This is a genomic window from Neobacillus sp. YIM B06451, assembly GCF_032667185.1.
Lineage (GTDB): Bacteria > Bacillota > Bacilli > Bacillales > Cytobacillaceae > Bacillus_D.
The window spans coordinates 78,466-91,601 of the sequence record NZ_JAVFKJ010000013.1; the positions used below are offsets into that span (position 1 = coordinate 78,466).

Consider the following 13,136-nt stretch of genomic DNA (forward strand, 5'->3'; position numbering starts at 1 on the left):
AATGAGAGCAGTTGTGCAACGAAGCAGGGAAGCAAGCGTAAGGGTTGACGGCGAGGCAGTCGGCGAAATTTCCAACGGTCTTGTCGTCCTCCTGGGCGTGACCCATGACGATACAGAAAAGGATGCGGCGTTTTTGGCCGACAAGATTGCCAATCTCAGGATTTACGAGGATGAAAGCGGAAAGATGAACCTCTCCCTTCTGGACGTCGGCGGAGATATTCTGTCCGTTTCCCAGTTCACGCTTTACGGGGATTGCCGGAAAGGCCGCCGCCCAAATTTTATGGCTGCGGCGAAGCCTGAACTCGCCAACTCACTCTATGAGGCGTTCAATTCCTTCCTGCGCGAAAAAGGGATTAAAGTTCAGACTGGCCATTTTGGGGCGATGATGGATGTCAGCCTCATCAATGACGGTCCGGTCACCCTCATCCTGGACAGCCAGGCATAAAAATAGATTCACCCGCCATGTTGATTGGCGGGTGTTTTTATGTGGCTCTGAGCAGGAACCCCGTTATACCCATACATAAAAAGAAATAACCCCCTCAATGTGCAGAGGGGATTATCATTAAACTCTCTTGAATTGTGAAAGATGATGCGTCCACTAAAATGTTTCGCTTATTTCTCTTTAAAATATCTTGCAAGCCCTTCGACTATGCCTGTTGAAGCGGCTTCCTGAAAGTGATTTGTAAGGACGGCCATTTCTTCTTCGGCATTGCTCAAATAGCCGAGTTCAACCAGTGCGGCTGCTTGCTTGTTTTCCCTGATAACATGATAATCTCCGAATCTAGCTCCCCGGCTATGCGACTTAGTGGCGCTAGCAGTTGACGACTGGAGAGAGGCTGCAAGTTCTTTTTGGTAGGAATGGTAATAGTATGTAGTCATTCCCCGTACGCTTCGGTCATAGTTGGAATCATAATGGATGCTGATAAATGCATCTGCTCCATGATAATGGGCCGACCTCACCCTTGATGGCAGCGAGAGATATGTATCCCTGTCCCTTGTCATGATTACCTTAGCACCTTTTGCTGCAAGCTTATTGGAAACAAGAGCCGCGGTTTTCAAGGTAAGCCCTTTTTCGAACGTCCCTCTTACCCCGGTCGTGCCATTGTCTATGCCTCCATGGCCAGGGTCAATGACGATTACCTTGTTTTTCAAGTATGCCTCTCCGCCTGATTTGTTTATTTGAGGAGCGGTGCCTGATACCTCGACGATCCAGCCGGCGACATAACCCGACTGTCCGCCTTTCAGCTCTATTTCATACCAGCTGCCTGAAATGTTTTTAATCCTGAATTCCGAGCCTTTATTTGTCCGGGCGACAACTTTTGAATCGAGGGTAGGCTTTTGGCGGATGTTCGTGCCATCATAAAGGATGGCCGCCCAGCTTTCTTTTACCTCCTGTGGCGTTGGTGTATTTCCTTCTGCCGACTTTTCAAGATACCAGCCGGCGACCCAGCCAATCTTGCCGGGCAAATACTCGATTTTCGCCCAATTATTTGCTTCCTCCAGGATGGCAAATGTCTGCCCTTTGGAAACGGTGGCAATGATTTTGCCATTTAGCGATCCTTCGCTCCGCACGCTTAATGCTGTAGCCGTTACGGTTCCCGAGACCCCCGCAGGCTTTTGTCCAGTTGGGAGAGATTCTTCGTCTTGTGGTAAAAGGAAATCGGAGCTGACCCAGCCCTTTTTCCCTGAAAAAGAAATAAGTGCCCAACCGTTCCCTTCCGAAAGGACTTCCACTTTCGCGCCATTCACCAATTTGCCAATCAGCCCGCTTGTAAGTGAAGGTTCTATGCGGACATTCAGAACGTTGGCGTTGACCGTTTTTTCCCTAGACGGTTCATTTACGGCCTCCTTTGTTTGCTCTTTGGCGGGGCTTTCAGCTTTTGCGGACTCCTGAAGGAACTGCGCGGAAACCCAGCCATCCCCGGACTTGCTTGCAATCTTTGTCCATTCGCCTGATTTTTCGAGTACTTCTGCTGCTTGTCCTTTGGCAAGGTAACCGACAATGCCATAGCCAGTTCCAGGGCCTTTTCTAATCCTCAAATTATCCACGGACGAGACAGCGGATGTGCTCACGCTATTCATTGTTAACAGCCAGTTTGCGGCCCAGCCTGTCCCTCCTGAAGGCAGCTGAAGCTGGACCCAATCGCCAGACTCGCCTAAAACCGTAAACCTGTCGCCTTTTTTAGCCGTGGCGACCACTTTATAACTGAGGCCCGGTCCGCTACGGATATTGAGGCTGTCGACGGCTGCGGCCGCAGTTTGGCCGGCAGCGGCTTCCTTTAAGGGGAACAAGGTCCCGATTAGCAGTATGCAGCATGCAAGCAGTATGTAGATTCTCTTTTCCATTCGCAACCTCCTATCCTATTAATCTATTTTAGCCGAAAGTTTGGACAATTTCATTCAGTTTATCCTTTTTTGGAAAAATTAGCTGTTGGGAAAATAATAGTGCCTTTTATTGAAACATTTTTTCGAAAGTGGGGAGACTAGTAAAAGCAATCTGGACTGGAGGATGGAACGGATGAGATTCAGTGAAAAAGGAATGCAGGCAAATACGGGAAGCAAGGCGATATTCGGGGTCGACTTTCACGATTTTCTTGAAAAGGAGCAGCATGCGGGCCCAATTGAACTTGCGAGTGAATTCGGCCTGACGATCAGGGATGTCAGAAAGTTGAAGAAACATTTGGAACGTTCCTAATCCGGTATTGACATCTTATGTTTGGCTCATTATTATAATAGGAAGCACAGGCTAAAAAGCCCGGCGGCATGTACATAAATCGAAAACCGATGATGGAGCATAGTAGTTAAGCCATAGATCATGGCCAGAGAGGAATTGCCCCAGGCTGAAAGCAATTCCGCATGACGGTTTAATGAATGAACACTCCGTAGGTTTCTCCCTGAACTGACAGTAGGGGAGGACGTAGCAGGCGTTAACTGTAAAAGAGGGAGCCCCGCATTTTGGGCTTCAATTAGGGTGGCACCACGGGAATCCAAAACTCTCGTCCCTTGTTTAGAAATAAACAGGGGAGGGGAGTTTTTTATATTTTTACAGGTTTAACCGCGAGTGGAAGATAACCATACCACATACAAAAGGAGGAATACCCATGTCAATCAATATACCTAGGGGAACTCAGGATATCTTGCCTGGACAGGTTGAAACGTGGCAGTTGATTGAGGATACGGCAAAAAGGCTATGCAGGCTGTACCAATACGAGGAAATCAGGACGCCGATTTTCGAACATACCGAACTATTCAGCCGCGGTGTGGGAGATTCAACCGATATCGTCCAGAAGGAAATGTATACATTCGAAGACAGGGGCGGGCGCAGCATTACGCTCAGGCCGGAAGGGACAGCCGCGGTTGTCCGCGCCTTTGTCGAAAAGAAGATGTTCGGCAATCCTGACCAGCCGGTGAAGCTTTATTATATGGGGCCGATGTTCCGCTATGAACGCCCTCAGGCCGGCCGTTTCCGGCAGTTTGTCCAGTTTGGCGTAGAGGCGCTCGGAAGCAATGATCCCGCAATTGATGCGGAAGTGATTTCCCTGGCGATGAATCTGTATTGGGCGCTTGGCTTGAAAAAGCTGAAGCTTGTCCTGAACAGCCTTGGCGATGCCGAAAGCCGGAAAGCGCACAGGGACGCGCTGGTCAGCCATTTTAAGCCAAGGATTGGTGAATTTTGTGGCGACTGCCAGAACAGGCTAGAGAAAAATCCTCTAAGGATTCTTGACTGCAAAAAGGACCGCGACCATGAACTCATGAAAACAGCGCCTTCTATTATTGAGTACCTAAACGAGGGATCAAGGGATTATTTTGAAAAAGTCCAGAAATATCTAAGCGAGCTTGACATCCCGTTTGAGATGGACCCGAATCTTGTCAGGGGCCTGGATTACTACAATCATACAGCGTTTGAGATTATGAGCGACGCCGAGGGTTTTGGCTCGATCACGACATTGTGCGGCGGCGGCCGCTATAACGGTCTGGCCGAAGAAATTGGCGGGCCGGAAACCCCTGGTATCGGATTTGCACTCAGCATTGAACGATTTATCGCGGCGCTTGAAGCCGAGAAGGTCGCCCTTCCTGTTGAAAAGAAAATCGATTGCTACCTCGTTTCACTTGGAGACCGAGCGAAGGATTATACGGTCGGGCTGCTCCAGCAACTTCGCAACCAGGGAATTTCCGCGGAGCGGGATTACCTTGGCCGGAAGCTAAAGGCACAGTTCAAGGCAGCGGATAGGCTGAACGCCTGTTTTGTCGCTGTCCTTGGCGAGGATGAACTTGATAAAGGCGTAATCAATCTTAAGAATATGGAAACCGGTGAACAACAGGAAGTCGAACTTGCTTCCTTCGTTGAAAAATTCCGTGAACAGCAGGGCTAAGGAGGAAACAATATGTATGGCAGAAGTTATTTTTGCGGTGAAGTACCTGAATCAGCAGTTGGTGAAAAGGTATTTTTAAAAGGATGGGTCCAGAAGAGGCGTGACCTCGGAGGGCTGATCTTCATTGACCTGCGTGACCGGACAGGGATCGTCCAGGTTGTCTTCAATCCGGATTTATCACAGGAGGCGCTTGCCACAGCCGAGAAAATCCGCAATGAATATGTCCTTGATATCCGCGGGACGGTTGTTGCGAGGGGCGAAGGGACGATCAACGAAAATATTCCTACTGGGAAAATTGAAATCCAGGCTGAGAGTGTGACGATCATTAATGAAGCCAAAACTCCTCCATTCATCATTTCCGACCGGACTGATGCTTCAGAGGATGTACGCCTGAAATATCGGTATTTGGATTTCCGCCGCCCAGTAATCTTTGAAACGCTGAAAATGCGCCACAATGTAACAATGGCAATCCGCGGCTTCCTCGATGGAGAGGGCTTCCTTGATATCGAAACACCGATACTAACGAAGAGCACCCCGGAAGGAGCCCGTGACTATCTTGTCCCGAGCCGCGTCCATCCTGGTGAATTTTACGCACTTCCTCAGTCGCCGCAGCTTTTCAAGCAGCTTTTGATGGTTGGCGGTGTCGAGCGGTATTACCAGATTGCACGCTGTTTCCGTGATGAAGACCTTCGTGCGGACCGGCAGCCAGAATTTACGCAGATTGATATTGAAACAAGCTTCTTGAGCCAGGACGACATCATCGCAATGATGGAAAGAATGATGTCCAAGCTGATGAAGGAAGTAAAAGGAATCGACGTTCCTGCGCAATTCCCGAGGATGCGCTATGAGGAAGCGATGGCCCGCTATGGTTCCGACAAGCCAGATACCCGCTTTGAAATGGAGCTGAAGGACCTTTCCGAAGTTGTTGCAGGATGCGGGTTCAAAGTGTTCGCGGCTGCGGTTGAAAATGGCGGCCAGGTCAAGGCGCTAAATGTAAAAGGCGTGGCAGCCAGGTATTCGCGGAAGGATATCGACGCACTGGGCGAGTTTGCCGCTGTTTACGGCGCCAAAGGGCTTGCCTGGCTGAAGGTTGAAGCCGACGGATTGAAAGGGCCAATCGCAAAATTCTTCTCTCCTGAAGAAGCCGAAGCAATCAGCGCTGTGGTGGAAGCAGAAACAGGCGACCTTCTCCTATTCGTAGCTGACAAAAAATCGGTGGTTGCCGATGCGCTCGGCGCACTGAGGCTGAAACTTGGGAAAGATCTTGACTTGATCGACCAAAGCAAATTTAATTTCCTTTGGATTACCGATTGGCCGCTTCTCGAGTATTCTGAAGAGGATGGCCGCTACTATGCTGCCCATCATCCGTTCACGATGCCGTTTAGGGAGGACCTTGCCCTTCTTGATGAAGACCCGTCCAAAGTCCGTGCCCAAGCGTACGATCTCGTATTGAACGGGTATGAGCTCGGCGGCGGATCGCTGCGTATTTTTGAAAGGGACATCCAGGAAAAAATGTTCCAGGTACTCGGCTTTACCCAAGAGGAAGCGAAGGAACAATTCGGGTTCCTGCTTGAAGCCTTCGAGTACGGAACGCCTCCGCATGGCGGAATCGCGCTTGGGCTTGACCGGCTCGTTATGCTGCTTGCTGGAAGCACAAACCTTCGCGATACGATTGCGTTCCCGAAGACAGCTTCTGCAAGCGACCTGCTGACGAACGCGCCAGGAGAGGTCAGCACAGCCCAGCTTGATGAGCTTCATTTAGCTTTAAAAACATCAAAAAACGAGTAGCCGGAAGTTGGGAAAATTCTTTCGCGTCACCCCAAAATAGGAGATGGTGGAAGAAAATGGACAGTAGCTTATTTCTTGAAAAATACCAGGATTTTTGGTAAGATGTAATCAATTAAGAAGAGTCCTGAAGTGTACGTTGCATCGCCTAAATGTTTTGACCGAACATTTTTTCTTCGGGAGTCTGAGTTTCTCTGCCGCGCACATGCCCCATACCCGGGGACTTGCAACGACAGTGAACAGGACACCCACCTGCTTTAAGCGGGCCAAAACGAAGGAAATCGGCAACGGCACAAATTTGGGACTCTTCTGCCCTGTTTTTAGGATATGTTCGTGATGCCCGCGGCAGGAATGCCGGGGGCTTTTTGGTGTGTCCGCCATGGGTTGCAGTACGGGGGCATGGGCCAATTTTTACAAAAGCGTACTTTGGTAATATACCGTAATACGGCTCGTAAGTGTGTCGGAAACTTGACAGTTTTCGATATTCGCTGAAAAGTGGGGGATATAGCTTGGGAAATTTTAGATATCCGTCCAAAAGTGGGGGATATGTTTGGGGAAATTTTCGATATCCCGGATGAACTCACCGAATTGGGTGCGGAATTCACGTTGGTAGCCTGGAACAAACCCGATTTCGGCCTTCGCTTGTCAGATATTCGGGCTTTTACTGACAACGTAAACTGTTTCCAGCCTGTTTCCTGTCCAAGCCTCTGTCAACTTCGAACCCAAAATAATTACTTGCTATTACATGAGGTATGTTATATATTTTTACGGGTAAAAGATACATACGAAACAGTTTAAACCTAAATTGGGGTGAGTAGAATGCTGCATCAATTTTCACGAAATGAGCTTGCAATTGGCCAGGAAGGCTTGGATATTTTGAAAAATAGCACAGTGATGGTGCTTGGAATTGGGGGAGTCGGGTCATTCTCCGCGGAGGCGCTGGCACGGTCCGGGGTTGGCCGGCTTATCCTTATTGATAAGGATGTTGTTGATATTACGAACGTCAACCGACAAGTAATCGCGCTTCTGTCAACAGTCGGAAAACCGAAAGCAGACCTCATGAAGGAGCGGATTGCCGACATTAACCCGGACTGCGAAGTTATTTCTCTCAAAATGTTTTACACGGAAGAAACGTATGAGGAAGTGTTTGCGTACAAGCCGGATTTTGTCATCGATGCCTCTGATACGATTATGTATAAAATCCATCTAATCAAAGAGTGTCAAAAGCGCGGAATCCCGATGATCTCAAGCATGGGCGCGGCCAATAAAATGGATCCGACCCGCTTTAAAATCGCCGATATTTTCAAAACACATACCGACCCGATTGCGAAAGTGATCAGGACGAAGCTAAGGAAGGAAGGCATCCGAAAGGGGATTCCTGTCGTGTTTTCTGATGAAAGCCCGATTGTTATCCGTGAAGATGTCCGCAAAGTGGTCGGAAATGACAAAGCGGAAATCCGGAAAGCGCAAATGCCGCCTTCATCAAACGCTTTCGTTCCTTCGGTTGCAGGGTTGATCATGGCGAGCTATGTAGTCGGTGAACTTTTGAAGGATATTAAAATTGAACGGGTTGCAGATGGCGGCGAGAAGTGATAGCCGGGTGAGCGTTGCGAAAAGTGAATAAAAAGAAATCCCCCGGCCGCTCCGGGGGATTTTTCATGTTGCTTATAAAATGAATATATAAAACATAGTTGATAACTCGAAATAAGTTATTGTAATCCAGCTTCAGCGCCTAGCCCCTCGAGGTCGCTTCGGTCCTTCAGGTGAAGTCAAAGAGCGACTTCTCCTTCAGGCCCTCCAGCGCTTGTCGGGGCTGCCCAAGGCGCTTACGCATCTTGAACTTGGGAAAATTTTCGCCGCACACTCCCTTTTGGGGCAATTTTCGGCAAAATTATTTATTTCCGTTCAGTTTTTCATAGACCGATGCAAAAGCCTGTTCGAATTTGTTGTTCTTTTTCGGAACGTAATATTTTTTGTTTTTTATCCGGTCAGGCAAATATTGCTGGCGGACCCAGCCGGACTCATAATCATGCGGGTAGAGGTAATCGATGCCTCGCCCTAGTTCTTTCGCGCCCTTGTAATGGGCATCCTTCAGATGGTCGGGAACTTCCCCCGATATGCCTTTTCTGATATCAGCGAGCGCTGAGTCAATCGCCATGATGGCTGAATTCGATTTCGGTGACAAACAAAGCTCGATGACCGCATTGGCGAGGGGAATCCGCGCTTCTGGAAAGCCAATCCGTTCTGCGGTTTCAATGGCGGCAAGCGTCCGCGCCCCAGCCTGCGGATTGGCAAGCCCGACATCTTCGTAGGCAATCACGAGAAGGCGCCTTGCAATGCTTGGCAGGTCGCCGGCTTCAATCAGCCTGCCGAGATAATGGAGGGCGGCGTTCACATCGCTGCCGCGGATTGACTTTTGAAATCCGGACAAAACGTCGTAATGGGCGTCGCCGTCTTTATCGTGAACGAAGCTCTTTTTCTGGAGGCATTCCTCGGCTGTTTTCAGGTCGATATGGATTACTCCATTTGCGTCTGGCTCAGTCGAAAGTGACGCCAGCTCCACAGCATTAAGGGAACTGCGCACATCCCCGCCCGACCCTTTTGAAAAGTGGTCAAGAGCATCGCTGTCCATTTCGATCTTTAATGAGCCGAGGCCGCGCTCTTCGTCCTCCAAAGCCCTGAAAATCGCTTTTTTTATATCGTCCGGATCGAGCGGCTTCAATTCGAAAATTTGGCATCTGCTCCGGATGGCCGGGTTGATGCTATGGTATGGGTTGCTCGTCGTCGCGCCAATCATCGTGATCATCCCGTTTTCCAGGTACGGAAGGAGGAAGTCCTGCTTTGCCTTGTCCAGGCGGTGAACCTCGTCGAGGAGAAGGATGACCTTTCCCGACATTTTCGCTTCGGCGGCGACGATTTCCATGTCTTTTTTATTGTTTGTTACGGCGTTCAGCGTCCTAAATGCGTAGCGGGTGCTTCCGGCTATCGCGCTTGCGATCGATGTTTTTCCAATACCGGGAGGCCCGTACAGGATCATTGAGGATAACTGTTTCGCCTTGACCATCCTAGATATGATTTTTCCCTCGCCAACGAGGTGCTCCTGTCCGCAGACTTCTTCCAACGTCCTGGGCCGCATCCGGTAGGCAAGCGGTTTTTGCTGCATCATTGTCCATCTCTCCAATTAGCAAGTCTATCTATCAGTGTATCATGCGGGCGTCCTGGCCACCAAGGCTGAATGTTTGGGGGGGGCTAATGCATATTGCCTGCCAGTGTGCTATAATTTGAAAAGCCTACCAACTTACTATGAATTTTGACATCGTCAATATTTTTCAACAACAGCAAAGGGGTACTTTGATGTTCAAAAAAAGGAATGGCCAATTGGGACCGAGGTTTGCGATTTATACAGTCGGGCTCTTGATTATGTCCCTTGGAGTGGTTTTGCTCATAAAAAGCGGATCCGGTGCTTCGCCATGGGATGTCTTTCATGTTGGCCTATATTATCATTTCGGGCTGACTGTCGGAAGTTGGTCAATTATAGTGGGGGTTGCAATACTGGCGGCCGCTGCGTTACTATCACGTGAATTTCCCCATATTGGGGCTTTTTTGAATATGATCCTAGTCGGGATATTTATCGATATTTATATGATACTTCCATTTCTTAAGGAGCCTGTGGGTTTTTGGGGCCAAGTCGTTATGTTCAGCAGCGGGCTTCTTTTAATGGGGTACGGAATGGGCATTTATATTTCAGCCAGCCTCGGAACGGGCCCGAGGGACAGCCTTATGGCCGCGATTGTTGAAAAAACGGGCTGGAAGGTGAGGAATGTCAGGGGCGCGATTGAATTGATTGTTCTGATTATCGGCTGGAGGCTTGGCGGCCCGGTAAGCTGGGGTACAATCGCTTTTTGCATCGCGATTGGCCCGCTCGCGGGCATTGCCCTGCCACAATGCTTTGCGCTGACTGATGGGGTTTTGGAAAAATTGAGAGGCACGCAATCGAAAAATGCTGTGCCAATAGATAGGAGTGCAGGATTTTGAGGATTTCAACAAAAGGGCGTTACGGACTGACAATCATGATAGAGCTTGCGAAAAAGCATGGGGAAGGGCCTGTTTCCTTAAAGACGATCGCCCAGGCCAATGACTTGTCAGAGCATTATCTGGAACAATTGATCGCTCCTCTAAGGAATGCAGGTCTTGTAAAAAGCATAAGAGGCGCATATGGCGGGTACCTGCTCGGAAGGGATCCGGGCGAAATCACATCCGGCGATATCATCCGTGTCCTTGAAGGGCCGATTACGCCAGTAGAAGGAATTGAAGATGAAGAGCCTGCGAAACGGGAACTTTGGACAAGAATCAGGGATGCGATCAAGGACGTTCTTGACAGTACGACACTTGAAGACCTGGCGAACCATTCAGATGACGGTAACCAGGATTCTTATATGTTTTATATTTAATGGAACAATAGGGTAAAGACCCTTAAAGATGAAAGGTGATAAGATGGAACGGATTTATTTGGACCATGCCGCCACTTCTCCAATGCACCCAAAGGTGATCGAGAGGATGTCAGAAGCGATGGGGACGATGTTTGGAAACCCATCGAGCATCCACTCTTTCGGCAGGGAAGCAAGGCGCAAGCTTGATGAAGCAAGGCAGACAATCGCGTCCAGCATCGGGGCCAAGGCAAACGAAATCATTTTTACAAGCGGGGGAACGGAAGCTGACAATATGGCTATCCTTGGAGCCGTGGAAGCATCAAGCCATAAAGGCCGGCATATCATTACGTCCTCGATCGAGCACCATGCTGTTCTGCATGCGTGCATGAGGCTCGAAAAGCTGGGCTTTGATGTGACCTATTTGCCTGTCGATGAGGAAGGACGGGTTTCCGTTTCCAATGTTGAAAAGGCTTTACGTGATGATACAATTCTTGTGACGATCATGTATGCGAATAATGAAGTCGGGACAATCCAGCCGATTGAAGAAATCGGACGGCTGCTTGCCGGGCATCAGACTCTGTTCCATACCGACGCTGTCCAGGCTTACGGGCTTTTGGAGATTGATGTCAACACTACCGGAGTGGACATGCTGTCTGTATCCGCTCATAAGCTGAATGGGCCAAAAGGGATTGGCTTCCTTTTTGCAAAAGAAGGAATCAAGCTTGCCCCACGATCGTTCGGGGGCGAACAGGAACGAAAGCGCCGCGCCGGGACCGAAAACCTCGTATCGATAGAGGGTTTCAGGGAAGCTGTAAAGGTTAACCGTGAGAATTTGGAGGAAAAGGCGGAAGCGTATGTGCGCTTTAAAAAAGTGTTCATGGAGATTCTTGAAGAAGAGTCAGTCACGTTCAAATTGAATGGTTCTCTTGCCGATTCAGTCCCTCATATAGTAAACTTGAGTTTTCCCGGCACAAATGTGGAAGCGATGCTTGTGAACCTTGACCTTGCCGGTATAGCCGCTTCAAGCGGGTCAGCCTGCACGGCGGGTTCGATTGAACCGTCGCACGTACTCGTCGCCATGTTCGGAAAGGACTCGGAACGAATTGCGAATTCCATCCGGTTCAGCTTCGGGCTTGGAACGACGGAAGAGATGGTTGTGAAGGCGGCGCGCGAAACTGCGCGGATCGTGAAAAGGTTACGCGGATAGCTGCAAATCGTATTTGTATAGGGATTGCTTTTAAAAAAATCATTCAGGCTGGGCTGATTCCCGGCCTTTTTATCCGACTCTTAACGGAGTGGAATTAACAAGCTCCTAATGAGAGGAGTTCATTTTATAAAAAGTGTGGTGAAAAGGATGGAAAGGAAAGATCCTAAAAATACACGTGTTGTCGTCGGCATGTCGGGTGGAGTCGATTCGTCCGTTGCTGCGCTTCTTTTAAAACAGCAGGGCTACGATGTCATCGGGATATTCATGAAAAACTGGGACGATACCGATGAAAATGGCGTCTGCACAGCAACCGAGGATTACGAAGATGTCATCCGGGTCTGCAACCAAATCGGCATCCCGTATTATGCCGTCAATTTTGAAAAACAATATTGGGACAAGGTGTTTACCTACTTCCTTGATGAATACAAGGCAGGCAGGACGCCAAACCCTGATGTCATGTGCAACAAGGAAATTAAGTTCAAGGCGTTCCTTGAGCATGCGATGCAGCTTGGCGCGGATTATCTCGCGACAGGGCATTACGCGCAGGTCGAATTCAGGGACGGCGAATACAAAATGCTTCGCGGCCTTGATGAAAACAAGGACCAGACCTATTTTTTGAATCAGCTCACACAGGCCCAGCTAAGCAAAGTCATGTTCCCAATTGGCAGCATTGAGAAGTCCGATGTCCGGAAGCTGGCGGCTGAGGCCGGCCTTGCAACCGCTGCGAAGAAAGACAGCACGGGCATTTGCTTTATTGGAGAACGGAATTTCAAGGAATTCCTTGGCCAATACCTTCCCGCCCAGCCAGGCAATATGGAAACGATGGACGGCGAAGTGAAAGGCAGGCATGACGGCTTGATGTACTACACGATTGGCCAGCGCCACGGGCTTGGCATTGGCGGACAGGGCGATCCGTGGTTTGTCATCGGCAAGGATTTAAAGAGGAATGTCCTATACGTCGGCCAGGGCTTCCACAATGAACTCCTTTATTCCGATTCCATAATCGCGGACAACGTTAGCTGGGTTTCCGATGTGGCGAAGTCTGAGGAATTTGAATGTACAGCCAAATTCCGCTACCGCCAAGAGGATAATAAAGTTACCGTCCGCCTGATGGAAGGCAATAAGGTAGAAGTTCTGTTCCATGAGCCAATCCGCGCTGTCACTCCGGGGCAGGCTGCCGTATTTTACAACGGGGATGAATGCCTCGGCGGCGGGACGATCGGCGATGTTTACCGGAACGGCCAAAAGCTTGATTATGTAGGATGAGCCGCTCACTTCTACGAATATACAGACACCCGATTCCTTTTAAATAGGGGACGGGTGTTTTCTTGTTATCCTTCT

The 13,136-nt window shown here is 49.3% G+C and carries 11 protein-coding genes, 1 other RNA gene and 1 other annotated feature; of the genes, 10 read left to right on the plus strand and 2 right to left on the minus strand.

Going from position 1 to position 13,136, the window contains the following annotated elements; genetic code table 11:
- The first annotated feature begins 1 nt into the window (after position 1).
- On the plus strand, positions 2-445 hold the full coding sequence (gene dtd / locus RB160_RS18385; protein ID WP_316571892.1) for a D-aminoacyl-tRNA deacylase: 444 nt from the start codon (positions 2-4) through the stop codon (positions 443-445).
- Positions 446-612: 167 nt separating this feature from the next.
- Here dtd and RB160_RS18390 read toward each other — a convergent pair whose 3' ends face one another.
- Positions 613-2,346: an N-acetylmuramoyl-L-alanine amidase family protein gene (locus RB160_RS18390; protein ID WP_316571893.1), complete on the minus strand. Its 1,734-nt coding sequence runs from the start codon at positions 2,344-2,346 to the stop codon at positions 613-615.
- 172 nt (positions 2,347-2,518) lie between these two features.
- Here RB160_RS18390 and RB160_RS18395 point away from each other — a divergent pair, with 172 nt between their 5' ends.
- The 5 genes from RB160_RS18395 to RB160_RS18415 all read left to right on the plus strand — a co-directional run bounded on the left by RB160_RS18395 (position 2,519) and on the right by RB160_RS18415 (position 7,751).
- Positions 2,519-2,695 carry a hypothetical protein gene (locus tag RB160_RS18395; protein WP_316571894.1) on the plus strand — a complete coding sequence of 59 codons (177 nt, stop codon included), beginning with the start codon at positions 2,519-2,521 and terminating at the stop codon, positions 2,693-2,695.
- A gap of 80 nt (positions 2,696-2,775) precedes the next feature.
- Positions 2,776-3,007, plus strand: a binding site (T-box leader).
- Between the two features lie 94 nt (positions 3,008-3,101).
- Positions 3,102-4,373 (plus strand): histidine--tRNA ligase, encoded by a 1,272-nt coding sequence (gene hisS / locus RB160_RS18400; protein ID WP_316571895.1) that lies wholly within the window; start codon positions 3,102-3,104, stop codon positions 4,371-4,373.
- A gap of 12 nt (positions 4,374-4,385) precedes the next feature.
- Positions 4,386-6,161 carry an aspartate--tRNA ligase gene (aspS, locus tag RB160_RS18405; protein WP_316571896.1) on the plus strand — a complete coding sequence of 592 codons (1,776 nt, stop codon included), beginning with the start codon at positions 4,386-4,388 and terminating at the stop codon, positions 6,159-6,161.
- A 118-nt stretch (positions 6,162-6,279) separates the two neighbouring features.
- A non-coding RNA gene (gene ssrS / locus RB160_RS18410) (6S RNA) lies at positions 6,280-6,467 on the plus strand.
- A 510-nt stretch (positions 6,468-6,977) separates the two neighbouring features.
- Positions 6,978-7,751: a tRNA threonylcarbamoyladenosine dehydratase gene (locus RB160_RS18415; protein WP_316571897.1), complete on the plus strand. Its 774-nt coding sequence runs from the start codon at positions 6,978-6,980 to the stop codon at positions 7,749-7,751.
- Between the two features lie 298 nt (positions 7,752-8,049).
- Here the strand turns inward: RB160_RS18415 and RB160_RS18420 are convergent, their stop codons facing one another.
- Entirely contained in the window at positions 8,050-9,321 is a 1,272-nt protein-coding gene (locus RB160_RS18420) for a replication-associated recombination protein A (protein ID WP_316571955.1), read from the minus strand.
- Between the two features lie 191 nt (positions 9,322-9,512).
- On the opposite strand from RB160_RS18420, the gene RB160_RS18425 reads away from it, so the two are divergent.
- The 4 genes from RB160_RS18425 (at position 9,513) to mnmA (ending at position 13,061) form a co-directional block, all read left to right on the plus strand.
- Complete coding sequence (locus RB160_RS18425) at positions 9,513-10,193, plus strand: YczE/YyaS/YitT family protein (RefSeq protein WP_316571898.1); 681 nt, start codon at positions 9,513-9,515, stop codon at positions 10,191-10,193.
- Positions 10,190-10,609 (plus strand): cysteine metabolism transcriptional regulator CymR, encoded by a 420-nt coding sequence (cymR, locus tag RB160_RS18430; protein WP_316571899.1) that lies wholly within the window; start codon positions 10,190-10,192, stop codon positions 10,607-10,609. Before RB160_RS18425 ends, cymR begins: the two co-directional genes overlap by 4 nt.
- A gap of 43 nt (positions 10,610-10,652) precedes the next feature.
- On the plus strand, positions 10,653-11,795 hold the full coding sequence (locus RB160_RS18435; RefSeq protein ID WP_316571900.1) for a cysteine desulfurase family protein: 1,143 nt from the start codon (positions 10,653-10,655) through the stop codon (positions 11,793-11,795).
- A gap of 108 nt (positions 11,796-11,903) precedes the next feature.
- On the plus strand, positions 11,904-13,061 hold the full coding sequence (mnmA, locus tag RB160_RS18440) for a tRNA 2-thiouridine(34) synthase MnmA (RefSeq protein ID WP_316571901.1): 1,158 nt from the start codon (positions 11,904-11,906) through the stop codon (positions 13,059-13,061).
- Positions 13,062-13,136 lie beyond the last annotated feature (75 nt).

Coding starts and splice junctions, on each gene's coding strand:
- RB160_RS18390 (WP_316571893.1), bottom strand. CDS start 2,346: ATGGAAAAGAGAATCTACATACTGCTTGCATGCTGCATACTGCTAATC.
- dtd (WP_316571892.1), top strand. CDS start 2: ATGAGAGCAGTTGTGCAACGAAGCAGGGAAGCAAGCGTAAGGGTTGAC.
- RB160_RS18415 (WP_316571897.1), top strand. CDS start 6,978: ATGCTGCATCAATTTTCACGAAATGAGCTTGCAATTGGCCAGGAAGGC.
- RB160_RS18425 (WP_316571898.1), top strand. CDS start 9,513: ATGTTCAAAAAAAGGAATGGCCAATTGGGACCGAGGTTTGCGATTTAT.
- aspS (WP_316571896.1), top strand. CDS start 4,386: ATGTATGGCAGAAGTTATTTTTGCGGTGAAGTACCTGAATCAGCAGTT.
- hisS (WP_316571895.1), top strand. CDS start 3,102: ATGTCAATCAATATACCTAGGGGAACTCAGGATATCTTGCCTGGACAG.
- RB160_RS18395 (WP_316571894.1), top strand. CDS start 2,519: ATGAGATTCAGTGAAAAAGGAATGCAGGCAAATACGGGAAGCAAGGCG.
- mnmA (WP_316571901.1), top strand. CDS start 11,904: ATGAGAGGAGTTCATTTTATAAAAAGTGTGGTGAAAAGGATGGAAAGG.
- RB160_RS18420 (WP_316571955.1), bottom strand. CDS start 9,321: ATGCAGCAAAAACCGCTTGCCTACCGGATGCGGCCCAGGACGTTGGAA.
- RB160_RS18435 (WP_316571900.1), top strand. CDS start 10,653: ATGGAACGGATTTATTTGGACCATGCCGCCACTTCTCCAATGCACCCA.